This is a genomic window from Microvirga brassicacearum, from assembly GCF_008757455.1.
Lineage (GTDB): Bacteria > Pseudomonadota > Alphaproteobacteria > Rhizobiales > Beijerinckiaceae > Microvirga > Microvirga brassicacearum.
In genome coordinates, this window is sequence record NZ_VCMV01000055.1 from 34502 (window position 1) to 58311 (window position 23810).

At 62.8% G+C, this 23810-nt stretch carries 33 protein-coding genes; 7 read left to right on the top strand and 26 right to left on the bottom strand.

Going from position 1 to position 23810, the window contains the following annotated elements; genetic code table 11:
- The first annotated feature begins 8 nt into the window (after window positions 1-8).
- From livM to FEZ63_RS21205, 5 genes are all read left to right on the top strand, one after another.
- Complete coding sequence (gene livM / locus FEZ63_RS21185; protein WP_150948281.1) at window positions 9-1439, top strand: high-affinity branched-chain amino acid ABC transporter permease LivM; 1431 nt, start codon at window positions 9-11, stop codon at window positions 1437-1439.
- Entirely contained in the window at window positions 1439-2281 is an 843-nt protein-coding gene (locus tag FEZ63_RS21190; protein ID WP_150948283.1) for an ABC transporter ATP-binding protein, read from the top strand. Before livM ends, FEZ63_RS21190 begins: the two co-directional genes overlap by 1 nt.
- A complete protein-coding gene (locus tag FEZ63_RS21195; RefSeq protein WP_150948287.1) occupies window positions 2278-3057 on the top strand; it encodes an ABC transporter ATP-binding protein in 780 nt (259 codons plus the stop codon). Before FEZ63_RS21190 ends, FEZ63_RS21195 begins: the two co-directional genes overlap by 4 nt.
- Entirely contained in the window at window positions 3057-3419 is a 363-nt protein-coding gene (locus FEZ63_RS21200; RefSeq protein ID WP_150948292.1) for a DUF6867 family protein, read from the top strand. The genes FEZ63_RS21195 and FEZ63_RS21200 overlap by 1 nt, the downstream gene beginning before the upstream one ends.
- 239 nt (window positions 3420-3658) lie before the next feature.
- Window positions 3659-4786 (top strand): branched-chain amino acid ABC transporter substrate-binding protein, encoded by a 1128-nt coding sequence (locus FEZ63_RS21205; RefSeq protein WP_201274239.1) that lies wholly within the window; start codon window positions 3659-3661, stop codon window positions 4784-4786.
- A gap of 456 nt (window positions 4787-5242) precedes the next feature.
- Here FEZ63_RS21205 and FEZ63_RS21210 read toward each other — a convergent pair whose 3' ends face one another.
- Window positions 5243-5968: a cytochrome c biogenesis CcdA family protein gene (locus tag FEZ63_RS21210; protein WP_150948295.1), complete on the bottom strand. Its 726-nt coding sequence runs from the start codon at window positions 5966-5968 to the stop codon at window positions 5243-5245.
- Window positions 5969-6062: 94 nt separating this feature from the next.
- On the opposite strand from FEZ63_RS21210, the gene FEZ63_RS21215 reads away from it, so the two are divergent.
- Complete coding sequence (locus FEZ63_RS21215; protein ID WP_150948298.1) at window positions 6063-7067, top strand: P1 family peptidase; 1005 nt, start codon at window positions 6063-6065, stop codon at window positions 7065-7067.
- A gap of 69 nt (window positions 7068-7136) precedes the next feature.
- Here the strand turns inward: FEZ63_RS21215 and FEZ63_RS21220 are convergent, their stop codons facing one another.
- From FEZ63_RS21220 to rpsM, 5 genes are all read right to left on the bottom strand, one after another.
- Window positions 7137-8378 carry an NAD(P)/FAD-dependent oxidoreductase gene (locus FEZ63_RS21220; RefSeq protein ID WP_150948301.1) on the bottom strand — a complete coding sequence of 414 codons (1242 nt, stop codon included), beginning with the start codon at window positions 8376-8378 and terminating at the stop codon, window positions 7137-7139.
- 311 nt (window positions 8379-8689) lie between these two features.
- A complete protein-coding gene (gene rplQ / locus FEZ63_RS21225; protein ID WP_150948304.1) occupies window positions 8690-9112 on the bottom strand; it encodes a 50S ribosomal protein L17 in 423 nt (140 codons plus the stop codon).
- Window positions 9113-9247: 135 nt separating this feature from the next.
- Window positions 9248-10270 (bottom strand): DNA-directed RNA polymerase subunit alpha, encoded by a 1023-nt coding sequence (locus FEZ63_RS21230; RefSeq protein WP_201274240.1) that lies wholly within the window; start codon window positions 10268-10270, stop codon window positions 9248-9250.
- An 87-nt stretch (window positions 10271-10357) separates the two neighbouring features.
- Window positions 10358-10747, bottom strand: a complete 390-nt coding sequence (rpsK, locus tag FEZ63_RS21235; protein ID WP_047186967.1) for a 30S ribosomal protein S11 — start codon at window positions 10745-10747, stop codon at window positions 10358-10360.
- A gap of 184 nt (window positions 10748-10931) precedes the next feature.
- A complete protein-coding gene (rpsM, locus tag FEZ63_RS21240) occupies window positions 10932-11300 on the bottom strand; it encodes a 30S ribosomal protein S13 (RefSeq protein WP_150948311.1) in 369 nt (122 codons plus the stop codon).
- A 566-nt stretch (window positions 11301-11866) separates the two neighbouring features.
- Between rpsM and FEZ63_RS25265 the strand changes: the two genes are divergently transcribed.
- Complete coding sequence (locus FEZ63_RS25265) at window positions 11867-13411, top strand: M10 family metallopeptidase C-terminal domain-containing protein (RefSeq protein ID WP_201274241.1); 1545 nt, start codon at window positions 11867-11869, stop codon at window positions 13409-13411.
- 110 nt (window positions 13412-13521) lie between these two features.
- On the opposite strand, the gene FEZ63_RS21255 is transcribed toward FEZ63_RS25265, so the two are convergent.
- The 20 genes from FEZ63_RS21255 to rplB form a co-directional block, all read right to left on the bottom strand.
- Window positions 13522-13914, bottom strand: coding sequence for an ACT domain-containing protein (locus tag FEZ63_RS21255; protein ID WP_150948315.1), 393 nt, complete (start codon window positions 13912-13914; stop codon window positions 13522-13524).
- Window positions 13915-13947: 33 nt separating this feature from the next.
- A complete protein-coding gene (locus tag FEZ63_RS21260; protein WP_150948319.1) occupies window positions 13948-14529 on the bottom strand; it encodes an adenylate kinase in 582 nt (193 codons plus the stop codon).
- A gap of 53 nt (window positions 14530-14582) precedes the next feature.
- Window positions 14583-15920, bottom strand: coding sequence for a preprotein translocase subunit SecY (gene secY, locus FEZ63_RS21265; RefSeq protein WP_150948323.1), 1338 nt, complete (start codon window positions 15918-15920; stop codon window positions 14583-14585).
- A gap of 122 nt (window positions 15921-16042) precedes the next feature.
- Entirely contained in the window at window positions 16043-16516 is a 474-nt protein-coding gene (gene rplO / locus FEZ63_RS21270) for a 50S ribosomal protein L15 (protein ID WP_150948326.1), read from the bottom strand.
- A 10-nt stretch (window positions 16517-16526) separates the two neighbouring features.
- The gene (rpmD, locus tag FEZ63_RS21275) at window positions 16527-16748 is read right to left on the bottom strand and encodes a 50S ribosomal protein L30 (protein WP_150948329.1); all 222 of its coding nucleotides are present in this window, start codon (window positions 16746-16748) and stop codon (window positions 16527-16529) included.
- Between the two features lie 12 nt (window positions 16749-16760).
- The gene (gene rpsE, locus FEZ63_RS21280) at window positions 16761-17327 is read right to left on the bottom strand and encodes a 30S ribosomal protein S5 (RefSeq protein ID WP_150948333.1); all 567 of its coding nucleotides are present in this window, start codon (window positions 17325-17327) and stop codon (window positions 16761-16763) included.
- A 168-nt stretch (window positions 17328-17495) separates the two neighbouring features.
- Complete coding sequence (gene rplR / locus FEZ63_RS21285) at window positions 17496-17858, bottom strand: 50S ribosomal protein L18 (RefSeq protein ID WP_150948336.1); 363 nt, start codon at window positions 17856-17858, stop codon at window positions 17496-17498.
- Between the two features lie 12 nt (window positions 17859-17870).
- Window positions 17871-18404 carry a 50S ribosomal protein L6 gene (gene rplF, locus FEZ63_RS21290; RefSeq protein ID WP_150948339.1) on the bottom strand — a complete coding sequence of 178 codons (534 nt, stop codon included), beginning with the start codon at window positions 18402-18404 and terminating at the stop codon, window positions 17871-17873.
- Between the two features lie 54 nt (window positions 18405-18458).
- Window positions 18459-18854 (bottom strand): 30S ribosomal protein S8, encoded by a 396-nt coding sequence (gene rpsH, locus FEZ63_RS21295; RefSeq protein WP_150948344.1) that lies wholly within the window; start codon window positions 18852-18854, stop codon window positions 18459-18461.
- A gap of 12 nt (window positions 18855-18866) precedes the next feature.
- Entirely contained in the window at window positions 18867-19172 is a 306-nt protein-coding gene (rpsN, locus tag FEZ63_RS21300) for a 30S ribosomal protein S14 (protein ID WP_150948348.1), read from the bottom strand.
- 39 nt (window positions 19173-19211) lie between these two features.
- On the bottom strand, window positions 19212-19778 hold the full coding sequence (rplE, locus tag FEZ63_RS21305; protein WP_150948353.1) for a 50S ribosomal protein L5: 567 nt from the start codon (window positions 19776-19778) through the stop codon (window positions 19212-19214).
- Complete coding sequence (rplX, locus tag FEZ63_RS21310; RefSeq protein WP_150948358.1) at window positions 19771-20088, bottom strand: 50S ribosomal protein L24; 318 nt, start codon at window positions 20086-20088, stop codon at window positions 19771-19773. The genes rplE and rplX overlap by 8 nt, the downstream gene beginning before the upstream one ends.
- Window positions 20088-20456, bottom strand: a complete 369-nt coding sequence (rplN, locus tag FEZ63_RS21315) for a 50S ribosomal protein L14 (RefSeq protein WP_009764309.1) — start codon at window positions 20454-20456, stop codon at window positions 20088-20090. Before rplN ends, rplX begins: the two co-directional genes overlap by 1 nt.
- A gap of 185 nt (window positions 20457-20641) precedes the next feature.
- Window positions 20642-20881 carry a 30S ribosomal protein S17 gene (rpsQ, locus tag FEZ63_RS21320; protein ID WP_150948362.1) on the bottom strand — a complete coding sequence of 80 codons (240 nt, stop codon included), beginning with the start codon at window positions 20879-20881 and terminating at the stop codon, window positions 20642-20644.
- An 11-nt stretch (window positions 20882-20892) separates the two neighbouring features.
- A complete protein-coding gene (gene rpmC / locus FEZ63_RS21325; protein WP_150948364.1) occupies window positions 20893-21105 on the bottom strand; it encodes a 50S ribosomal protein L29 in 213 nt (70 codons plus the stop codon).
- A 10-nt stretch (window positions 21106-21115) separates the two neighbouring features.
- Entirely contained in the window at window positions 21116-21529 is a 414-nt protein-coding gene (gene rplP / locus FEZ63_RS21330) for a 50S ribosomal protein L16 (protein WP_150948368.1), read from the bottom strand.
- Window positions 21530-21558: 29 nt separating this feature from the next.
- On the bottom strand, window positions 21559-22263 hold the full coding sequence (gene rpsC / locus FEZ63_RS21335; RefSeq protein ID WP_150948371.1) for a 30S ribosomal protein S3: 705 nt from the start codon (window positions 22261-22263) through the stop codon (window positions 21559-21561).
- A gap of 10 nt (window positions 22264-22273) precedes the next feature.
- Window positions 22274-22660 carry a 50S ribosomal protein L22 gene (gene rplV, locus FEZ63_RS21340; protein ID WP_150948374.1) on the bottom strand — a complete coding sequence of 129 codons (387 nt, stop codon included), beginning with the start codon at window positions 22658-22660 and terminating at the stop codon, window positions 22274-22276.
- The gene (gene rpsS, locus FEZ63_RS21345; protein WP_150948377.1) at window positions 22660-22938 is read right to left on the bottom strand and encodes a 30S ribosomal protein S19; all 279 of its coding nucleotides are present in this window, start codon (window positions 22936-22938) and stop codon (window positions 22660-22662) included. Before rpsS ends, rplV begins: the two co-directional genes overlap by 1 nt.
- A 15-nt stretch (window positions 22939-22953) precedes the next feature.
- On the bottom strand, window positions 22954-23790 hold the full coding sequence (gene rplB, locus FEZ63_RS21350) for a 50S ribosomal protein L2 (protein ID WP_150948380.1): 837 nt from the start codon (window positions 23788-23790) through the stop codon (window positions 22954-22956).
- Between the last annotated feature and the right edge of the window lie 20 nt (window positions 23791-23810).

The window sequence follows — 23810 nt, forward strand, 5'->3', positions numbered from 1 at the left end:
GCAACGCCATGACAGCTCCTTCGACGACGACGACAACAGCCCCAGCGACCACATCGGCCGACACGGTCGTACCGGTGCGGTTCGATTTCGCGGCGGCGCTCAAGGATTCGCTGAAATCCGCCGCGATCGCCTTTGGCCTGTCGATTCCCATCCTGGCCTTCAAGACCGACCAGAGCGGCGGCGACATCTTCCTGACCCCGCGCTGGGGTCTGGTCGCCATTTTCGTCTCCATCATCTTCGGCGTCCGGCTCCTCCAGCACGCCTTCATGGCCACCAAGGCCTATCGGCTCGCGACCCCGGACCCGCACCAGGCAACCGAGGCCGTCCATGCGGAACCGAACGCGTTCCAGAAAGTGTCCCGTTTCGGAATCCCTTTTTTCCTCGGCATCGCGATCGGCTTCCCGTTCCTGATCTACCTGATCCAGGGCGGGATGAATGAATCGCGCTACTGGGTCGATCTCGGCATCCTGATCCTCACCTATGTGATGCTGGGCTGGGGCCTCAACATCGTGGTCGGTCTCGCCGGCCTGCTCGATCTCGGTTATGTCGCGTTCTATGCCGTGGGCGCCTATTCGTATGCGCTCCTGTCCACCACTTTCGGCCTGTCGTTCTGGATCTGCCTGCCGGTCGCCGGCATCCTGGCGGCTTTCTGGGGCATCATCCTCGGCTTCCCGGTCCTGCGCCTGCGCGGCGATTATCTTGCCATCGTGACGCTCGCCTTCGGTGAGATCGTCCGGCTCGTCCTGATCAACTGGGTCGACCTGACCAATGGCGGCGCCGGCATCTCGTCGATCCCCCGCGCGACCTTCTTCGGCCTGCCCTTCACGGCCGGCGAAGGCGGCTTCGCGGATTTCTTCGGGATCGAGTATCACGGCATGCAGAGGATGATCTTCCTCTACTACCTCATCCTCGCGCTGGCCCTGCTCACCAACTTTGTTACCATGCGGCTGCGCAAGCTGCCGGTCGGTCGCGCCTGGGAGGCGCTTCGCGAGGACGAGATCGCTTGTCGGTCGCTTGGCATCAACACCACCAACACGAAGCTCACGGCCTTCGCCATCGGCGCCATGTTCGGCGGTTTTGCCGGCTCGTTCTTTGCGGTCCGCCAGGGCTTCGTGTCGCCCGAAAGCTTCAACTTTCTCGAATCCGCGATCATCCTGGCGATCGTCGTGCTGGGCGGCATGGGCTCCCAGATCGGTGTCGCCATCGGCGCGGTGGTGCTGGTCGGCGGCCCTGAAGTCCTCCGCAACCTCGGCTTCCTGACGGCGATCTTCGGCGCAGGGTTCGATCCCAACGAGTATCGCCTCCTGCTGTTCGGCGCAGGCATGGTCGCCATGATGGTGTGGCGTCCCCGCGGCCTGATCTCCGAGCGACAACCCTCCGTGTTCCTGAAAGAGCGAAAAGCGATTTCGAGCGCCCACGTCAAAGAAGGTCACGGCTAATGCGCTGGCTTCAGGATCCCATTCTCGACGTTCAGCACCTGACCATGCGTTTCGGTGGGCTGGTTGCGATCAACGATCTCAGCTTCCAGGCCGGGCGCGGCGACATCACCGCGCTCATCGGCCCGAACGGCGCCGGCAAGACGACCGTCTTCAACTGCATCACCGGCTTCTACAAGCCGACCGAGGGCATGATCGCCCTGCGCAAGCCCGACGGCTCGCACATGCTTCTGGAGCGGCTGCCGGGCTTCAGCATCAACTGGAAAGCCAAGGTCGCGCGTACGTTCCAGAACATCCGCCTGTTCTCCGGGATGACGGTGCTCGAAAACCTCCTCGTGGCGCAGCACAATTCCCTGATGATCGCCTCGGGCTTCACGTTCCTCGGCGTTCTCGGCATCGGCGGTTACCGCAAGGCGGAAAGCGACGCGATCGAGCGGGCCAAGTACTGGCTCGACAAGATCCGCCTCACCGACCGCGCCGACGATCCGGCGGGCGATCTTCCCTACGGCGCGCAGCGCCGTCTCGAGATCGCGCGCGCCATGTGCACGGACCCGCTGCTGCTCTGTCTCGACGAGCCGGCAGCCGGCCTCAACCCGCGTGAGTCGCATGAGTTGAACGCGCTCTTGCTGTCGATCCGCAAGGATCACGCCACATCGATCCTGCTCATCGAGCATGACATGTCGGTGGTGATGGAAATCTCCGATCATGTGGTGGTGCTTGATTACGGCACCAAGATCTCGGACGGCTCGCCGTCGGAGATCAGAAGCGATCCGCGCGTCATCGCCGCCTATCTGGGCGTCGCCGACGAGGAGGTCGAACAAGTCGCATCGGAGATCGGCGCATGAGCACCGCAGGAATTCCACTGTCCGTCGACGCCGGCGTGCAACCGGGACCGGCCCGAAAGCCGCTCCTCAGCGTCCGGGGGGTCAAGACCTTTTACGGCAACATCATCGCGCTCAAGGGTGTCGACCTCGATGTGCACGAGGGTGAGATCGTCACGCTGATCGGCGCCAACGGCGCCGGAAAATCGACGCTGATGATGACCATCTTCGGCGATCCCCGCGCACGCGAAGGCACGATCACGTTTGCAGGCCGGGACATCACCCGGATGCCGACGCACCAGATCGCGCAGCTCTCGATCGCGCAATCGCCGGAAGGGCGCCGGATCTTCGGGCGCATGAGCGTGTTCGAGAACCTTCAGATGGGAGCGTCCATCAACAAGATGGCGCATTTCAACGAGGATCTGGAGCGCGTCTGCACCCTCTTCCCGCGGCTGAAGGAGCGTCTGCAGCAACGCGGCGGGACACTGTCCGGCGGCGAGCAGCAGATGCTCGCCATTGCCCGCGCGCTCATGAGCCGCCCGAAACTCCTGCTGCTCGACGAGCCGTCGCTCGGCCTCGCGCCGCTCATCGTCAAGCAGATTTTCACGATCATCAAGGAACTCAACGAGAAGGACGGCATGACGGTGTTTCTTGTCGAGCAGAACGCCTACCACGCGTTGCGCCTCGCCCATCGCGGATACGTCATGGTGACCGGCAACATCACCATGAGCGGCAGCGGCAAGGAATTGCTGGAAAACCCGCAGGTCCGCGCCGCCTATCTCGAAGGAGGGCATCACTGATGCAAGGCATCCTTTATGAAGAACCGTCGATCTGGCTGTTTCTCCTCGTCACCGTGATCATGGGCGGCTGGGCTGCGTGGATGACTGGCCGTGCCATCGCCGTCACGTGGCGGCGGTACTGGAACCTGATCCTGTATCTGCTGATCCTGGCAGGGTTCGTGCGTTTCATCCACTTCGCGCTCTTCCGCGGAACGCTGATCTCGGTCCAGTTCTATGCGATCGACGCTATCGTGCTGCTGATCATCGGCAGTCTGGGCTATCGGTACTATCGTGCCCGCCTCATGACCACGCAGTATCGCTGGCTCTATGAGCGCACCGGCCCGTTTGGCTGGCGCGAGAAGGCCTCTCATACGAACGGCTAAGGTGCTTCCGTTAGGTCCGGAGAGTGCACGATTCTCCGATTCAACGCTCAGTCTTTTCAACGACTTGCGGCCCATCTTTGAGCTGCTGCCCGAGTTTCGGCGGGCGGTCCTGGCACCTCGAAATTCCGGCGTGACTTCCGCCTAAAAAGAGTCATGATGTCACCCGGCCGGCGGGCTCGAAGGGTCCGCTGAACCTTTCCCCCTGGAGGGGGCTAAAAGAACATCCAGAGGAGTTCCTTATGAAGAAAATGCTGTTGACCGGCGTTGCGCTCGGTCTTGGTCTTGCCTTTTCGGGCGCGGCCAACGCGCAGATCAAGATCGGTGTCGCTGGCCCCATCACGGGACCCAACGCCGCTTTCGGCGCGCAGCTGAAGAACGGCGTCGAGCAGGCAGTGGAGGACATCAATGCCGCCGGCGGCATCAATGGCCAGAAGCTTGTCGTGGTCGTCGGCGACGACGTATCGGACCCGAAGCAGGGTGTGTCGGTGGCGAACAAATTCGCGGCAGAAGGCGTGAAGATGGTCGTTGGCCATTTCAACTCCGGCGTCTCGATCCCGGCGTCGCAGGTCTATGAAGAAGCCGGAATCGTTCAGGTCACCCCGGCCTCCACGAACCCGCAATTCACCGAGCGCAAGATGTGGAACACGTTCCGCACCTGCGGCCGCGACGATCAGCAGGGCCTTGTTGCCGGCAACTATCTGGCCGACAAGTTCAAGGGCAAGAAGGTTGCGGTCATCCACGACAAGACCCCGTACGGCAAGGGCCTCGCCGACGAGACCCTCAAGGCGATGACGGCCAAGGGCCTCAAGGAAGTCGTCTATGAAGGCGTCAACCCGGGTGAGAAGGACTACTCGGCTCTCGTCTCGAAGCTGAAACAGGCCGGCGTCGATGTCGTGTATTTCGGCGGCCTCCATACGGAAGCCGGCCTTATCATCCGCCAGATGCGCGATCAGGGCCTCAACGCCCCGATGATGTCGGGTGACGGCATTGTGTCGGCCGAGTTCGTCTCGATCGCCGGCCCCGGTGCCGACGGCACGCTCATGACCTTCTCGCCGGATCCGCGCAAGAACCCGAACGCCAAGGACGCGGTCGCCAAGTTCAAGGCCAAGAACTACGATCCTGAAGCCTACACCCTCTACAGCTACGCGGCCGCCCAGATCCTGGCCGATGCTGCAAAGCAGGCTGGCGGCCCCGACGGCAAGAAAATGGCTGCGATCATGACGGCCGGCAAGCCCTTCAAGACCGTCATCGGCGATATCACCTATGACAAGAAGGGCGATATCACCCGTCCCGACTACATCATGTATGTCTGGAAGAAGGGCGCCGACGGCAAGATCGACTATTCGGGCAACGAGCTCGGCATGTAATCGATCGGCTTAACCGCTGACGGTTGCGAACCCGCCCTGGCAACAGGGCGGGTTTTTTGTTGGGAATGGATTTGGACCGACCTCGTTGGGTCTGGGTTGGGTCAAGCTCGCAGTCAGTCACCTTCGTGAACCCTGCTCGCTCCCCAAAGCGCAGCCGAATCCTCGCGGCCACCGGGACGCAGGACGAAATGCAATAATATTCGGAAAACCGTGCTATGCCGGATCGTCCGGCTAAGGCCGGACAATTGAAAGGAGGTGATACCGTATGAAACTTCCGAAGCTAACCCTGGTGATCAGGTTCCTTGGCAGGGAGCTGATTTTGATCTTCAGGTAACGCCACGAGGGGTCGGGCGAAAGCCCGGTCCCTCACCGGAAGGGAGAAGCGGTATCACCCCCTTGTTTCGAATATAGCACGCCAACGACCTTGTGCAACACTGTCCACCGCGCGGGTGAATGTTACCCCAGCCGCCCCAAAGCCGGAAACGTCTCCAGCAGCCAGAACGACGCAGTGGTGATCCAGCCGGTCAGGAACGCGATGCCGGTCAGGACCAGAAGCGCCCCCATGGTTTTCTCGATGGCGCCGAAATGGGAGCGCATGCGTTTCATCAGCGCGATGAAGGGGCGCATGGCGAAAGCCGCGAGCAGGAACGGGATGCCGAGGCCCACCGAATAGGCCGCCAGCAGCAGCGCCCCGCGCGAGACGCTGGCTTCGGAGCCCGCAACCGCGAGGATTGCCGCCAGCACCGGCCCGATACAGGGGGTCCAGCCGAACGCGAAGGCGAGCCCCATCACATAGGCGCCCCACAGGCCCATCGGCCGGTCGACATTCAGTCGCGCTTCCCGATAGAGGAGGCCGATCCGGAACAGCCCGAGGAAATGCAGTCCCATCACGATGATGGCGATGCCCGCGATGGTGCTCAGCACATCGAGATATTGCCGTACCACCTGCCCGAGCGCCGAGGCGGTGGCGCCGAGGAGAACGAAGACAGTGGAGAAGCCCGCGACGAAGAGCAGGGCCGCGAGGATCGCCCGACGCCGAACCGCGGCCTCGCCCCCATTGAGCTGGTCGAAGGTCGTGCCCGCGAGATATGACAGATAGGGCGGCACCAGCGGCAGCACGCAGGGGCTCAGGAAGCTGATCAATCCGCCAACGGCTGCGGCGGGAAGCGAAACGGTAAGCATCAGGCCTTCTATCCGGTCCCCGCCCGACAAGAAAGTCGCCCGGAGGCACTCTCGCCAGCTTGTGAACGGCGGCGTTTTCCGGTTCCCTTCCTGGATGGGCAAGCACCAGAATCTCATCACCGACGTCGCCGGCCTGCGCATCGGCAACGCTCACGACCCCGCGCTTGCCTCAGGGGTGACCGTAGCGCTCTTCGATGAGCCGGCCGTCGCCTCCTGCGCGGTGCTGGGGGGCGCGCCGGGCACCCGCGAGACCGATATCCTGGAACCGGACAAGATGGTTCCGGGCATCCACGGCATCGTCCTGTCCGGCGGCTCGGCCTTCGGCCTCGATGCGGCCAGCGGCGTGCAGGCCTATCTGCGCCAGCAGGGCATCGGGTTTGCCGTGGGAGCGGCGATCGTGCCGCTGGTATCGCAGGCGGTGGTGTTCGATCTTCTCAACGGCGGAAACAAGGATTGGGGTGTGTATCCGCCCTATCGCGAGCTCGGCTATGAGGCGGCACGCACGGCCGCCCCGTCATTTGCTCTCGGCACCGCAGGCGGTGGATTCGGCGCCACCACGGTCAACCTCAAGGGCGGTCTGGGGTCAGCCAGCGTCATGACCTCGTCGGGTCACACGATCGGCGCCATCGCCATCGTGAACAGCATCTCGTCGGCGGTCATGGGCGATGGCCCGCATTTCTGGGCCGGAGCGCACGAAGAAGCCGAAGAGTTCGGCGGATTGGGGCATCCGGCTCGGATCAGCCCGGAGATGCGCGCACATTCCTGGAAGGGACGCCGGCAACCTTCGACCACGATCGCGCTGGTCGCAACCGACGCCACATTGACCAAGGCGCAAGCCAAGCGTCTGGCGATCTCGTCTCACGCCGGCATCGCCCGAAGCTTGCGGTTCAGCCACGGCCTCTATGACGGCGACACGGTTTTCGCCGCCTCGACGGGCCGCCGGCCGCTCGAGGACGACGTCCAGGATTTCACGCAGATCACGGCGCTTGCCGCCGATTGCCTTGCCCGCGCCATCGCCCGCGGCGTTTACGAGGCGACCGCCCTGCCCTTTGCGGGCGCGCAACCGGCGTGGCGCGATCGGTTTGGGAAGGGTGAGTAGTGGGCGAATGGCGAATAGCGAGTGGCGAATTGAAACTGCCGTCACTCCTCACCACTCACCATTCGCCCCTCAAAACCTCTCCGGTCCATACGGCCTCGGATCGATCACCGGCTTTTCGCCGGTCATCATCTCGGCCACGAGGCGTCCGGTAATTGGGCCCAGCGTCATGCCGTGATGGGCGTGGCCGAAGCTGAACCAGAGGTTCTTGTGCCGGTGCGCCTTGCCGATGATCGGCATCATGTCGGGCGTGCAGGGGCGCATCCCCATCCAGGGTTCCGCGTCCACCCGTTCGCCGAGCGGGAAGAATGTCTTGGCGATCGGCTCCGCGCGCTGGAGCTGAACCGGCGTTTTGGGCGCATCGCGATCCGCGAATTCCGCGCCCGTGGTCAGGCGCACGCCCTTTGCCATCGGCGCGAGGAAATAGCCGCGCTCGAAATCGAGCGTCGGGCGGTTCAGCACCGCGTTGCCTTGCGCCTTGTAGTGCATGTGATAGCCGCGCTTGACCGCAAGCGGCAGGCGATAGCCGAGGCGTCGGGTGACAAGATCGGCCCAGGGGCCCAGCGCCACCACGACCGCGCGCGCCTCGACCACACCGTCTTTCGTCCTCACGCGCCAGCCATCGGCGGTCTCTTCAAGGGAGCGCGCATCACCCTCGGCCAACGCGCCGCCGAGCGATTCGAAAAGGCGGACATAAGCCATCGTCAGCGCATAGGGATCATAGATCGCACCGGGATCAGTCCAATGGATGCCGCCTGTGAAATCTCCCCTCACATGCGGCTCCCGCTCGGCCAGGCCGGGAGCACCGAAGGCTTCGAAATTGACGCCGAAATCGCGCCGTGTCGCCTCTGCGTCCCGAAGCTGGGCATCCATCGCCTTCTGGCTGCGGAACACCTTCATCCAGCCCGTCGGACGAATCAGGTCAGTCACGCCGGCGGCCTGCGCGAGGGCTGCATGCTCGACGACGCTGTGTTCGATCAGCGGTGCATAGAGCCGCGCGATGGCCCGATGTTCTTCCGGCCGCGAATGCATCCAGTACCGGAATAGGAACGGCGCAAGCTTCGGCAGGGCCGCCATGTGGTAATGGGCGTCGATGGTCTTGTTCGTCGCGTAACGTAGGAGCGCGCCGAAATCGTGCGGGAAACCATAAGGATAGACGCCTTCGCGCTGGATCAGGCCCGCGTTGCCGTAGGAGGTTTCCTCGCCCGGCCCGCGACGATCGACCAGGAGCACCGACCGCCCGCGCTGCTGCAAATGCACAGCAACCGACACGCCGACGATACCGGCGCCCAACACAACCACATCTTTACGCATGAGAATCCTGCCCCGCTTGACCTCTCTCGAGCCCCGAGAGTCGGGAGAAGATCGAGCCCCTCCCACGCCGCTTCTTAGCGCCGATCAGGACGCTCCGTCCACCCGTCGTTTCCAGTCATTCGGCGGCCGTCATCGGAGCCCGGCGAGCGGGTTTCCCGTCAGCCTGAGAGGGCTTGTTTCACGAGGGGTTCACCGGGGTCGCCTCTGCGTCCCGGAATGACGGGAGCGTTACTTCTGTTGCTGCGGAGCGACGCGCTCAAACGAAAAAAGGCGGCCCGAAGGCCGCCTCTGTTCGTTCGAACCGCCTGCAATTATGCGGCAGTGTCGATGATCTCTTCGTTCTGGCTCGGACCCGAATCCTTGCCGCGCGCCGACACGTCGCGGTCGACGAACTCGATCACAGCCATCGGGGCGTTGTCGCCGTAGCGGAAGCCGGCCTTCATGATCCGGCAATAGCCGCCCTGACGGTCCTGGTAGCGCGGACCGAGGACCGCGAAGAGCTTCTTCACCATGTCCTCGTCGCGAAGCTGCGACATCGCCTGGCGGCGGGCATGCAGGTCGCCGCGCTTGCCGAGCGTGATGATCTTCTCGACGATCGGGCGCAAGTCCTTTGCCTTCGGCAGGGTCGTGACGATCTGCTCGTGCTTGATCAACGCAGCCGCCATGTTGGCGAACATTGCTTTGCGGTGCTCGGTCGTGCGGTTCAACCGCCGACCACGAAATCCGTGACGCATGGCTATCTCCTGATTTTACGATCGCCGGGCCAAGGTACGATCGTCTGTTACTTGCGAGTGGCGAATAGCGAATGGCGAATGGAAGAGTGGCGGGAGAAATAACCCATTCGCCACTCACCATTCGCCACTCGCCTCTTAGTAATGCTCTTCGAAACGCTTCGCGAGATCTTCGATGTTCTCGGGCGGCCAGCCCGGCACGTCCATGCCGAGGTGGAGACCCATGGAGGCGAGAACTTCCTTGATCTCGTTGAGCGACTTGCGGCCGAAATTCGGCGTCCGCAGCATCTCGGCTTCCGACTTCTGGATCAGGTCGCCGATATACACGATGTTGTCGTTCTTCAGGCAATTCGCCGAACGGACCGACAGCTCGAGCTCGTCGACCTTCTTGAGCAGCGCAGGGTTGAACGGCAGCTGCGGCGCAGTGGTCGCGGCCTCTTCCTTGCGGGGCTCTTCGAAGTTGACGAAGACCTGAAGCTGATCCTGGAGGATGCGGGCAGCGTAAGCGACTGCGTCTTCCGGCGTGATCGAGCCGTTGGTCTCAACCGTCATGATGAGCTTGTCGTAATCGAGAATCTGGCCCTCGCGGGTGTTTTCGATCCGGTACGAAACCTTCTTGACCGGGCTGTAGAGCGAATCGACCGGGATCAGGCCGATCGGCGCATCCTCGGCGCGATTGCGCTCCGCGGGCACGTAGCCCTTGCCCATATCGACCGTGAACTCCATGCGGATTTCAGCGCCCTCGTCGAGGGTGCAGAGCACGAGTTCCGGGTTCAGGATCTGGACGTCGCCGACGGTGTTGATGTCGCCGGCGGTCACGAGGCCGGGTCCGGTCTTGCGGAGCGTCATGCGCTTCGCGCCTTCGCCCTGCATGCGGATCGCCACATTCTTCACGTTCAGGACGATATCCGTCACGTCCTCGCGGACGCCGGGGATCGACGAGAACTCGTGCAGCACGCCGTCGATATGGATCGACGTGACCGCGGCGCCCTGGAGGGACGACAGCAGCACGCGACGCAGGGAGTTTCCGAGGGTCGTACCGAAGCCGCGCTCGAGCGGCTCGGCGACGACCGTCGCGACACGCTTCGGATCGTCGCCGGGAGCGACTTCGAGTTTGTTCGGTTTAATAAGCTCTTGCCAGTTCTTCTGGATCACAACCACACCTCTTCAAGGTACGGCTTGCAGGGCGACCATCGGGCCGCCCGTTAAACCGGAAAGCGCGCGGGCAATCCCACGCGCCGGATGATCTTAGACGCGGCGACGCTTGCGCGGGCGGCAGCCATTGTGCGGGATCGGCGTCACATCACGGATCGACGTGACGGTGAAACCGGCCGACTGAAGCGCACGAAGCGCAGATTCACGACCCGAACCCGGACCCGACACCTCGACTTCGAGGGTGCGCATGCCGTGCTCCGACGCCTTGCGGGCAGCATCTTCGGCAGCAACCTGGGCCGCGTAGGGGGTCGACTTGCGCGAACCCTTGAAGCCCATGGCGCCGGCGGACGACCATGAGATCGTGTTGCCCTGCGCGTCGGTGATCGTGATCATCGTGTTGTTGAACGAGGCGTTCACGTGAGCGACGCCCGACACGATGTTCTTGCGTTCGCGGCGGCGAACGCGGGTAGCTTCTTTAGCCATTCTATCCGTCCTTCAAGCGCGCCCGTCATGCCAGGCGCTCGGGATTGCAATTTCGTTGTCGGCTCGGGAAACGCGCCTTGGCGCAAAACCCGAGAATTGTTGCCGGGACGAAGCGCCTTCGCGTCGTTCCGGGCGCGCCGGATTGAGCCCGGCGCGGACCGTCTGGCGGTAATCCGCCCTCCGATTACTTCTTCTTGCCGGCGATCGGCTTGGACTTGCCCTTGCGGGTGCGCGCATTGGTGTGCGTGCGCTGGCCGCGAACCGGCAGGCTGCGGCGGTGACGCAGGCCGCGATACGCGCCGAGATCCATGAGACGCTTGATGTTCATGGAGACGTCACGGCGAAGGTCGCCTTCCACCATGTAATCGCGGTCGATGGTCTCGCGGATCGCAAGCACCTCGGCGTCGGTCAACTGGTTCACGCGGCGTTCGGCCGGAATGTTGACCTTCGTCACGATCTCCTCGGCCTTCTTGGCGCCGATGCCGTGAATGTACTGAAGCGCGATCACTACGCGCTTGTTGGTCGGAATATTGACGCCTGCAATACGGGCCATCGTTGTCTCCATGTAGCCGAAACCTGAGGTTTCGGGGTGAAGCCCTGAGGCTTCTGAGGATGTTTATCGCGCGTCCGGTGGAGGCCGGCCCCTGCGCGGGCTTATCGAACACAACAATCCGGAGCGGCCTCTCACAAGGCACTCCGGGTCGCGTATTTCTTTACGAGAGCGGGTTCCTTAGAGCAGCAATGCCGCCGCGTCAAGGCTCATGATCCAGCATCGCCCCGGCGTCGGCGCTTTGTCAGGCCTCACCCGACCACGCGAGCATCCGATGCCAAGGACCGGCCGGTGCCAAGTAACACGCGCGGTGCCGAATATCACCCGCAGTGACGGAGGTCACATCCCGGTCACAGGAAGCTCTCGATCAAGTTGATCACCCGAGTCCCTCAGTCTAGGTTGCTTGCTGAAACAATGTATCGATTCCGGGAATTTGCAGGCCCTCATAGAACATTTTGAAACGTCGAACCTGCGGGGCTGAACACTGACGGATACTGGCGCCGTGGTCGTCGCGGCCTAGTGGACATTGCGGCACCTCCGGGCCGAGCAACGGAAAGCAGGAGAGCGTGATGAGAGGAAGCAGCGGCAACGATGTCTTGATCGGCGGCGCTGCCCGGGACCGGCTCGACGGCGGCCGCGGCCATGACCGGTTGAGCGGCGGGGCGCAGAACGACAGGCTCATCGGAGGCGCCGGGCGGGACGTGCTCAGTGGCGGCTCGGGCAACGACAAGCTCAGCGGCGGCACCCATAACGACAGGCTCAGCGGCGGCACCGGGCGAGATGCCCTCGATGGTGGCCGCGGCGACGACAGGCTCATTGGCGGCAGCCATCACGACACGCTCGGCGGCGGCTTTGGCCGGGACGTGCTCGATGGCGGCCCCGGCAACGACCGGCTCATTGGCGGCGGTGGAGCCGACCGAATGACGGGCGGCGCGGGTCACGATACCTTCGTGTTCGCCTCCCCCGCCGATACGACCGGCAGCGCCCGCGACACCATCACCGACTTCACGGCTGGAGGGGACAAGATCGATCTCTCGGCCGTCGATGCCGATCTCTCGAAGGCGGGGATCAACGCCTTCACGGTGCTGTTGACGGATGGCGTCCCCTTCAACGCCCCCGGGCAACTCCGCTATGACGACGCAACCGGTCTTCTCTCGGGAAATACCGACGCGGATCCGGAGGCCGAGTTCGAGATCGTGCTGGCGAACAGGCCTGTCGGCCTAGTGCTCGGGCGCGATATCCTGCCCTGGGCCCCGGACGGCAAAGTCGCACCACTTCCACCGCCCGTTCCGGGACCGTTCACCAGCGCCTATGACCGCGCCGTTCTTCTCGACCGCCCTACCCTCTTCGTTCCCTTGTCCCGGGCGGGCCTGGCGAACTCGGAAAGCGATTCTGCCAACCCCACGAGAGCGGGCACCTATCACGACGTGACGGCCACATTGATGCCGAATGGTGACCGCGCCGCCGTCTTTGACGGTCAAGGCAGCTATTTCGAGTTCGCCGATTCGCCAGACCTGTCAGTCGCGAAAACGGGTGTGCTGACGGTGGAGGCCTGGCTTCGTCCCGATACCCTGATCTTTCCGAAGCAAGAAGGAAGCGGCTACGTGCATTGGCTCGGCAAGGGCGAGCTCGGCGACGGCACGCATTCCGCTCAAATGGAATGGGCGGCGCGCATGTACGGGGCCACCAACACCGACATTCCGTGGCGCGAGAACCGGATCTCCGGCTATGCTTTCAATCTGGAAGGCGGGCGCGGAATCGGCTCCTATTTCCAGGATGACCTCGCGGCGGGCGACTGGATCCATTATGTGCTGGTGATCAACACGACACCCGACGATGCGCAGGATCCCGGATACACCCGGATTTACCGCGACGGCAGCAATGCGCCGACGGTTTCATCCACTCCCTGGGACGACATGGATTCGCTGCTGGAATACTGGCCCGATCCGACCACCCCGCATCTGATCTCGCCCGGCGACGGGGATTCCCCGCTGCGCATCGGAACGCGTGACTTCCGGTCGTTCTTCCAGGGAGCGGTGGGAAAGATGGCGATCTACGATTACGAGCTGACGCCCGGGCAGATCCAGAGCCACTACGAGGCCATGTGGAGCTGATGAGGCCGGTGTCATCGGCGTTCGGGAGCTTCTCATTCAAGCGGGGCTGAAAGCTGAAGTGTCGAGGCTCCCGGTCGCTGCACGAAGTCGATTCCGCCGGCGATTCCAAGCTAACCAATCGTACCGATCACGTGCCCTGCCTCCGATAGAAGCCGCATCACCCGGCTGGCATCCTCCTGCTTCACCAGGAGGTGATCGCCGTCGAAGGTCGAGACGACGAAAACGCCAATCCCCTCCTCCGAGAGGGGGCGGATCACCGACAGAATGATCCCGGTCTCGCCGAAAGCGAACGGACCCACGAGCTGAAATCCGGTCCAGCCACCGTCCTTCTGCACGCCGGCCACGATGCGATTCTCCAGGCATACGATGGAGAGTTCGTCCGGCGAGCGGCTGATGCTGACAAATCCTTCGCCGTCCGCCCAAGCGGGGAAAGGTTCCGTCGGACCGAGCCGAGCGATCCCGTAAACCCCTTCCAGAACCCTGAGCTTAACCGATATGGCCATGACGGGTCGCTTTCGCGGAACGCAGGCACCGCCTTACCGCCCGAGAATCCCCTTGATCGCGTCGGTGACCTCGTCGATCGGCCGCATGCCGTCGACAGTCTTGAGCGAACCCTTCCCGGCATAATAGGCGGAGAGCGGCGCGGTTTGGGTGCGGAAGGCTTCCAGGCGGGTCTTGAAGACGTCGGGGTTGTCGTCCTTGCGGACCGGCTCGCCCCGGGCTTCGGTTTCGGCGGCGCGGCGGACGATGCGGTCCACGAGTTCCTTCTCGTTGACCTTGAACTCAATCACCGCGTCGAGTTTGAGACCCTTCTCGGCGAGCGTCCGATCAAACGCCTCGGCCTGCGCGACCGTGCGGGGAAAGCCGTCGAGAATGAAGCCCTGGCGCGCGTCCTGCTCCTCGATCCGGTCGGCGATGATGCCGATCACCACATCGTCGGAAACCAGGTCGCCGCGATCCATGATCGCCTTGGCCTTGACGCCGATCGGGGTTCCGGCTGCAACCGCTGCGCGGAGCATGTCGCCGGTCGACAATTGGGGAATGCCCAACCGCTCGACCAGACGTACGGCCTGGGTGCCTTTACCGGCCCCTGGCGGCCCGAGCAGAATAATTCTCATCGACGTCCCCCTGCCTTCGCCGAATCTCCCGCCTGACGGCAGGAGCCGATTTCTTAACGCCGCCGGCTGCCCTTGAGCTTGGCCTTCTTCACGAGCCCCTCATATTGGTGGGCCATGAGGTGGCCGTGGACCTGCGCGACCGTGTCCATCGTCACGGACACGACGATCAGGAGCGAGGTGCCGCCGAAATAGAACGGCAGCGCCGCGTACGAAACCAGAATCTCTGGAATCAGGCAGATGATGACCAGATATGCTGCACCGATAACGGTGATGCGTGTCAACACCTGATCGATAAAGTCGGCCGTGCGCTCGCCGGGACGAATGCCGGGAATGAAACCGCCCTGCTTCTTCAGGTTGTCCGCCGTCTCCGTCGGGTTGAACACGATGGCGGTGTAGAAGAAAGCGAAGAACACGATCAGCGCCGCATACAGGAACATGTAGGCCGGCCGACCGTGGCCCAGATAGGTCGTCAGCAGCGAGATCCAGCCGGTGCCGTCGGAGGTCGCCTGGAAGCTGGCGATGGTCGCGGGAAGCAGCAACAGCGACGAGGCGAAGATCGGCGGGATCACGCCGGAGGTGTTGAGCTTGAGCGGCAGGAACGAGGTCTGGCCCTCATAGAGCTTGTTGCCGACCTGGCGCTTTGGATAATTGATGAGCAAGCGGCGCTGGGCGCGCTCCATGAACACCACGAAGTAGATGATGGCGCAGACCATCACGATCACGCCGATGATCAGGCCGGTGGAGATCGCGCCCTGACGGCCGAGCTCGAGGGTGCCGGCGATCGCGCTCGGCAGGTTCGCGACGATGCCCGCGAAGATGATGAGCGAGGTCCCGTTGCCGATGCCGCGCGACGTGATCTGCTCGCCGAGCCACATCAGGAACAGCGTGCCGCCGGTCAGCGTAATAACCGACGAGATGAGGAAGAACGGACCGGGCGAGAGGACGATCGTGCCGGAGCTCTGCAACCCGACCGCGATGCCCCAGGACTGGAACACGGCCAACAGGACGGTTAGATAGCGCGTGTATTGGTTGAGAATCTTGCGGCCCGATTCACCCTCTTTCTTGAGGGCTTCGAGCGTCGGCAGCACCGAGGTCAGAAGCTGAACGATGATCGAGGCCGAAATGTACGGCATGATGTTCAGGGCAAAGATCGCCATGCGCTCGACGGCGCCGCCGGAGAACATGTTGAAGAGGCCGAGAACACCGCCGCTCGCGCCCTGGAAGCTCTGGCGCAGCGCCTCCGGGTCGATGCCCGGCAGCGGAATGTAGGTGCCGAGGCGATAGATGATCAGCGCACCGAGGGTGAACCAAATGCGCTTCTTCAACTCTTCCGCTTTGGCGATCGAGCCGAAGTTGATGTTTGCGGCAAGTTGTTCGGCTGCTGAAGCCATGGTGTCGTCCCCGAAATACTGGATACGTGCGGACTAAAAATACCGGGTGGTCATCACGAAAACGGCGGCCGCACGATCAGACGCGGGCCGCCGCTTGGATCTCGATCAATGTGGGATGAGGCTCACGCCTCTGCAACGGCGCCCAGAAGGGAAACCGAGCCGCCCGCCTTCTCGATCGCTTCGACGGCCGATTTCGACGCGCCGATGACCTGGAAGGAAAGCTTGGTCTTGAGTTCACCCACGCCGAGGATCTTCACACCATCGCGGGCCTTCGAGACCACGCCGGCTGCGACCAGCGACTCGACCGTGATCGGCGCGCTCTTGTCGAGCTTGCCGGCCTCGATCGCCTGCTGGATGCGGCCGACATTGACCTCGTTGAGGTCACGGGCGTTAATGTTGTTGAAGCCGCGCTTGGGCAGGCGACGATGCAGCGGCATCTGGCCGCCTTCGAAGCCCTTGATGGCGACGCCCGAACGGGACGTCTGGCCCTTCACGCCACGACCGCCGGTCTTGCCCTTGCCGGAACCGATACCACGGCCGACACGCATCCGGTTCTTGGTCGCGCCTTCGTTGTCACGAATTTCATTGAGTTTCATGACGCTCTCCTCACTGCCCGGCGTTCTTGTCGTCGGAGACGACACGAACGAGGTGCTTGACCTTTGCGATCATGCCGCGCACCGAAGGGGTGTCGGAAAGAGTCGAGGTCCGGTGGAGCTTGTTGAGCTTCAGGCCGACCAGCGTCGCGCGCTGGCTGCCATCGCGGCGGATCGGAGAACCGGTCTGCTCAACGGTGAGTGTTGTTGCTGCTGCGGCAGGCTTCTTTGCCATGATGAGCCTCCCTTACGCTTCTGAGCCGACGACGTCGGCGTCGGATGCGTCGCGGCGGCGGCCCTGGAGCGTCGAAACCTTCAAGCCACGGCGCGCGGCAACCGAGCGCGGGCTATCCTCGTTCTTGAGCGCGTCGAAAGTTGCGCGAACGAGGTTGTAGGGGTTCGACGAGCCAAGCGACTTGGCGACGACGTCCTGCATGCCGAGCGTCTCGAAGACGGCGCGCATCGGTCCGCCGGCGATGATGCCGGTACCCTGGGGAGCCGACCGCAAGATGACCTTGCCGGCGCCGTGGCGGCCGTTCACGTCATGATGCAGGGTGCGGCCTTCGCGGAGCGCCACGCGGATCAGGCCGCGCTTGGCGGCTTCCGTTGCCTTGCGGATCGCTTCCGGAACTTCGCGAGCCTTGCCGTGGCCGAAGCCGACGCGGCCCTTCTGGTCGCCAACGACGACGAGTGCGGCGAAGCCGAAACGACGGCCGCCCTTCACGACTTTGGCGACGCGGTTGATGTGAACCAACCGATCGACGAATTCGCTGTCGCGGTCATCGCGATCGCGTTCTCTGGGTTCTCTTGCCATAAGACCTCTCACTTGCGCAGGCGGCGGGCCTGCTCGCTAAGGGTGAATAAAAAACGTTGTCCGCCGTATCGCACCTGGCCGAATCACAATCGATCCGAAAGGTGCGGAACCTCGATACCCGTCGCAGAACCGCGCTTCGAAAGCAGGATCTGCGTGTCAGGCTATGCCTTAGAAGTCGAGACCACCTTCGCGGGCGGCGTCGGCCAGAGCCTTCACACGTCCGTGGAACAGGTAGCCCGAGCGGTCGAAGATGACCTGCTTGACGCCGGCCTTCGTCGCGCGCTCGGCCACGAGCTTGCCGACTTCCTTCGCCGCCTCGACGGTGGCGCCGGTCTTCAGCTTGCCCTTGACGTCCTTCTCGATCGTCGATGCGGCCGCAACGGTCACGCCGCGGACGTCGTCGATGATCTGGGCATAGATCTGCTTGGAAGAACGGAAGACCGACAGGCGCGGGCGACCGTTAGCAGCTTTCTTGATCGCACGGCGCACACGAGCCTTGCGGCGATCTTCAGCGCCTTGTTTCTCAGCCATGATGCGTCGTCCTTACTTCTTCTTGCCTTCCTTGCGGAAGATGAATTCGCCAGCGTACTTGACGCCCTTGCCCTTGTAGGGCTCGGGGCCGCGGTAATCGCGGATTTCAGCAGCCGCCTGACCAACTTTCTGCTTGTCGGTGCCCGTCACGACCACTTCGGTCGGCTTGGGAGTGACGATGGTCACGCCGGCCGGGATCTCGTAGTCGATGTCGTGGCTGTAGCCGAGCGAAAGCTTGAGGATCTTGCCGGCAACGGCGGCCTTGTAGCCGACGCCGTTGATCTCCAGGCGCTTCTCGAAGCCCTTGGAGACGCCCTCCGCCAGGTTTGCCAGCTGAGAACGGGACATGCCCCATTTCGCACGGGCGCTCTTGGAATCGTCGCGCGGGTTCACCGCGACCGCACCATTCTCAAGCGCGACTGTGACTTCATCAGGCACGACAAACGAAAGCTCGCCCTTCGCACCCTTCATCTTAACGTTCTGACCCTCGACGGTCGCCGTCACACCTGACGGAACCGGGACGGGCTTTTTGCCTACTCGAGACATTTTCGAATCTCCGTGGTTCTGTGCTGATGCTTCAATCTTCCAGGACGCGATGCCTTAGAAGACCTGGCAGAGCACTTCGCCGCCCACGTTCTTCTCGCGAGCCTCATGATCGGCCATCACGCCCTGAGGCGTCGACAGAATGGTGATGCCCAAGCCGTCGGCCACGCGGGGCATGGCGTCGACGGAGGCGTACACGCGCCGACCGGGCTTGGAGACACGCTGGATCGAGCGGATCACCGGCTGGCCGTCGTAGTACTTGAGCTCGATCGAGAACTCCGTCCGGCCATTGCCGAACTCGGTCTGCGAGTAGTCGCGGATGTATCCCTCGGTCTTGAGGACCTCGAGGACACGAGCGCGAAGCTTCGAGCCAGGGGTGGACACGGTCCCGCGACGACGCATCTGCGCGTTGCGGATACGGGTGAGCATATCGCCCAATGGATCATTGATCATGGATGCTCTCCCTTACCAGCTCGACTTCACGAGACCTGGAATCAGGCCTTGTGAACCCAGCTCGCGCAGAGCGATGCGGGACATGCCGAGCTTGCGGTAATAAGCCCGCGGACGGCCGGTCACTTCGCAGCGGTTGCGGATGCGCGTCGCGCTGGAATTGCGCGGCAGCTCAGCCAGCTTGAGGCGCGCGTCGAAGCGCTCCTCCATGGATTTCGACTCGTCGTTCGCGACCGCCAGGAGGCGCTCGCGGCGGCCGGCGAATTTCTTCACCAGTTCGCGACGGTGCTTGTTCTTCTCGATAGCGCTTTTTTTAGCCATTGATATTTCTCCAGTGTCCGCGTCTGAGAACGGATGTTCTCACTGCCGGAACGGGAAGTTGAAGTGGCGCAGGAGTGCGCGGGCCTCGTCGTCGGTCTTCGCGGAAGTTGCGATGACCACGTCCATGCCCCAGACTTGCTCGACCTTGTCGTAGTTGATCTCAGGGAACACAAGGTGCTCCTTGATGCCGAGCGCGTAGTTGCCGCGGCCGTCGAACGACTTGGGGTTGAGGCCCCGGAAGTCGCGAACGCGAGGCAGAGCGATCGTCACGAGACGATCCATGAACTCGAACATGCGAGTCTTGCGGAGCGTCACCTTGGCGCCGATCGGCATGTTCTCGCGGACCTTGAACTGCGAGATCGCCTTGCGGGCCTTCGTGATGACCGGCTTCTGACCGGCGATGAGCGCCAGATCCGCAGCGGCCACGGTGGCCTTCTTCGAATCCGCCGTCGACTCGCCAACGCCCATGTTGAGGACGATCTTGGTGATCGTCGGCACTTCCATGGGGTTCTTGTAGCCGAATTCTTCGATCAGCGCCGGGCGCACTACGTCTTCGTAGTGCTGCTTCATGCGCGGAGTGTAGCCGTCCACCTGGGCCTTAGCCATCGATCAGGTCTCCCGAACGCTTGGCGAACCGGACCTTGCGGCCGTCGTCCAGAGTTTTAAAACCAACCCGGGTCGGCTTGCCGTCCTTCGGGTCCGCATAGGCCAGGTTCGACAGGTGAAGCGGCGCCTCTTTCGAGATGATGCCGGCCTCTTGGGCTCCCGTCTGGCGCTGGTGGCGCTTGACCAGGTTGACGCCACGGACGAGCGCACGCTCCTCCTTCGGCATCACCTGCACGACTTCGCCGGTCTTGCCCTTGTCGCGACCGGCCAGAATGACGACCTTATCGCCCTTCTTGATCTTCGCGGCCATTAGAGCACCTCCGGCGCAAGCGAGATGATTTTCATGTGATTCTTGGCGCGCAGTTCACGAGGAACGGGGCCGAAGATACGCGTACCGACCGGCTCTTTCTGATTGTTGATCAGAACGGCGGCATTCCGGTCGAACCGGATCACCGAACCGTCGGCGCGACGGATGTCCTTGGCGGTGCGAACGACGACCGCCTTCATGACGTCGCCCTTCTTCACGCGACCGCGCGGGATGGCTTCTTTAACGGAGACGACGATAATATCGCCGACGGAAGCGTATTTACGCTTCGAACCGCCGAGAACCTTGATGCACATCACGCGACGCGCGCCGGAATTGTCGGCGACGTCCAGATTCGTCTGCATCTGGATCATGGCTTTGATCCTTTCCTTTGTTTCAGACAGGTTTCCGGGCCAAAGGCACGATTGCCTTCCCGGACTACGCCTGATGGGGATCTGCAGTCCCCTGCCCTTCATGTCGAGAAAGGCGGCCGTATACACGAGCCGCCCCCGTTAGACAAGTCCCAGCCGAAAGCATTCCGCTTCCGGACCGAAAAGCTTTACGCCTTCGTCTGGTCCAAGAGCACCCAGGTCTTGAGCTTGGAGAGCGGCTTCGATTCCTCGATGGAAACCTGGTCGCCCACCTTCGCAACGTTGTTCTCGTCGTGAGCGTGGTAGTTCTTCGTCCGACGCACGGTCTTCTTCATGACCGGGTGCGTGAAACGACGTTCCACCTTCACGACGACCGTCTTGTCCTGCTTGTCGCTGACAACGACGCCCTGCAAAACGCGCTTCGGCATCTTGTTCCCCTTTAAGCCTTCGCCGCAGCGGTTTTTTGGCGCTGCTGCGTCTTGACGCGTGCGATGTCCCTGCGGACCTCGGTGACGCGTCCTGTGTTTTCGAGCTGGCCGGTGGCGCGCTGGAAGCGGAGGTTGAACTGCTCCTTCTTCAGGTTCAGCAATTCATCCGACAATTGGTCCGTCGACATCGCCTTGATGTCGGAGGATCTCTGTTTCGACTTCATGATGCCCTCCTTACTCGGCGATACGTTGGATGAAACGCACCTTGATCGGGAGCTTGGCGGCACCGAGACGAAGTGCCTCGCGGGCGACATCCTCCGACACGCCGTCGATCTCGAACATGATGCGACCCGGCTTGACGCGGGCGGCCCAGAATTCGGGAGCGCCCTTGCCTTTACCCATGCGGACTTCCGTCGGCTTCGACGAAACCGGCACGTCCGGGAAAATACGGATCCACACACGACCCGCACGCTTCATGGCGCGCGTGATCGCACGGCGAGCCGCTTCGATCTGACGAGCGTTGACACGCTCGGGTTCCATCGCCTTCAGCCCGAACTGGCCGAAATTGAGGTCCGTACCACCTTTCGCGGTACCGGAAATCCGGCCCTTGAACTGCTTACGGAATTTGGTTTTCTTCGGTTGCAGCATGGCAAACCTCTCCTGACCCCTCTAAGGGCTTACGCCGCGTGCTCGCGGCGGCCACCCGAGCGGCCTCCCTCTTCGTTCATCCGCTTGTCCTGCGCCATCGGGTCGTGCTCAAGGATTTCGCCCTTGAAGATCCAGACCTTGATGCCGCAGGTGCCATAGGTCGTGAAAGCCGTTGCCGTGCCGTAATCGACATCCGCCCGCAGCGTGTGCAGCGGAACGCGGCCTTCGCGATACCATTCCTGACGGGCGATCTCGGCACCACCGAGACGACCCGCGCAGTTGATCCGGATGCCCTCTGCTCCAAGACGCATCGCCGACTGAACGGCGCGCTTCATGGCGCGGCGGAAAGCAACGCGGCGCTCGAGCTGCTGAGCGATCGAATCCGCCACCAGCGTCGCGTCGACTTCCGGCTTGCGGACTTCGACGATGTTGATGGCCACATCGGCATTCGTCATCTTGTTGACGAGCTTGCGCAGCTTCTCGATATCCGCGCCCTTCTTGCCGATGACCACGCCCGGACGACCCGAGTGAATGGTGACCCGGCACTTCCGGTGCGGACGCTCGATCACGATCTTCGAAACGGCGGCCTGCTTGAGCTGCTTCATGAGCGCTTCGCGGATCGCCATATCCTCGTGCATCAGCTTGGCGTATTCGCCCTTGCCGGCGAACCAGCGGCTGTCCCAGGTCCGGTTGATGCCGAGCCGAAGACCGATCGGGTTAACTTTCTGACCCATCTGGTGCTCCTTAAGCCTGCTGTTGTTCGGCGACTTCACGAACCACGATCGTCAGGTTCGAGAAGGGCTTCAAGATACGAGCGCCCCGGCCGCGAGCGCGGGCATGGAAGCGCTTCATCACGAGCGCCTTGCCGACGAAGGCCTGGCTGACGACGAGATCGTCCACATCGAGGTTGTGGTTGTTCTCGGCATTGGCGATGGCGCTCTCGAGGCACTTCTTCACGTCACGAGCGATCCGCTTGCGCGAGAACTCGAGATCCGCGAGAGCGGTGCCGACCTTCTTGCCGCGAATGAGCTGGGCAACAAGGTTGAGCTTCTGCGGGCTGACGCGCAGCATGCGAGCGACGGCTTTCGCCTCCGAGTCGCTGAGCGCGCGGGGAGTAGCGGTCTTACCCATTACTTCCTCCTCGCCTTCTTGTCCGCTGCGTGACCGTGGAAGGTCCGGGTCGGCGAGAACTCGCCGAACTTGTGACCGACCATTTCCTCGCTCACGTAGACGGGAATATGCTTCTGACCGTTGTAGACCCCGAAAGTGAGGCCGACGAACTGCGGCAGGATCGTGGAGCGACGGCTCCAGATCTTGATGACCTCGCTGCGGCCCGCACCACGGGCAGCCTCGGCCTTCTTGAGGAGGTAGCCGTCAACAAACGGGCCCTTCCAAAGCGAACGTGCCATGACGTGCCTCTGTCCTTATTTCTTCCGCGCGTGGCGGCTCGACACGATGAACTTGTCGGTCCGCTTGTTCGAACGGGTTTTCTTGCCCTTGGTCGGAATGCCCCACGGCGTCACCGGATGGCGACCGCCCGAGGTGCGACCCTCACCACCACCGTGCGGGTGATCGATCGGGTTCATGGTCACGCCGCGGTTATGCGGACGCCTGCCGAGCCAGCGCGTGCGACCTGCCTTGCCCAACGACGTATTCATGTGGTCGGGGTTGGACACGGCGCCGACGGTGGCGAAGCAATTGCCATGGACCAGACGCTGCTCGCCGGAATTCAGGCGAACCGTGACGTAGCCCTGGTCACGACCAACGATCTGAGCGTAGGTGCCGGCAGAGCGGGCGATAGCGCCGCCACGGCCGATCTTCAGCTCGACGTTGTGGATGATCGTTCCCACCGGCATGTTGCCGATCGGCATCGCGTTGCCCGGCTTGATGTCGACCTGCTCGCCAGCCGACACCGGATCGCCGACAGCAAGACGCTGCGGGGCCAGGATGTAGGACAGCTCGCCATCGGCGTAGCGGATCAGCGCGATGAAGGCGGTGCGGTTCGGATCATACTCGATCCGGTCCACGACAGCCACATCGCCCATGCGTCCACGACGCTTGAAGTCGACATTGCGCAGGGTCCGCTTGTGACCGCCGCCGCGAAAGCGGACGGTGACACGACCCATATTGTTACGGCCGCCGGAGGAGCTCTTGCCCTCCGTCAGCGACTTGACCGGCTTGCCCTTGTAGAGCTCGCTGCGGTCGACGATCACCAACTGCCGCAGGCCGGGGGTGATTGGTTTGAAAGTCTTCAAAGCCATGAGATCACTTCCTCAACCGC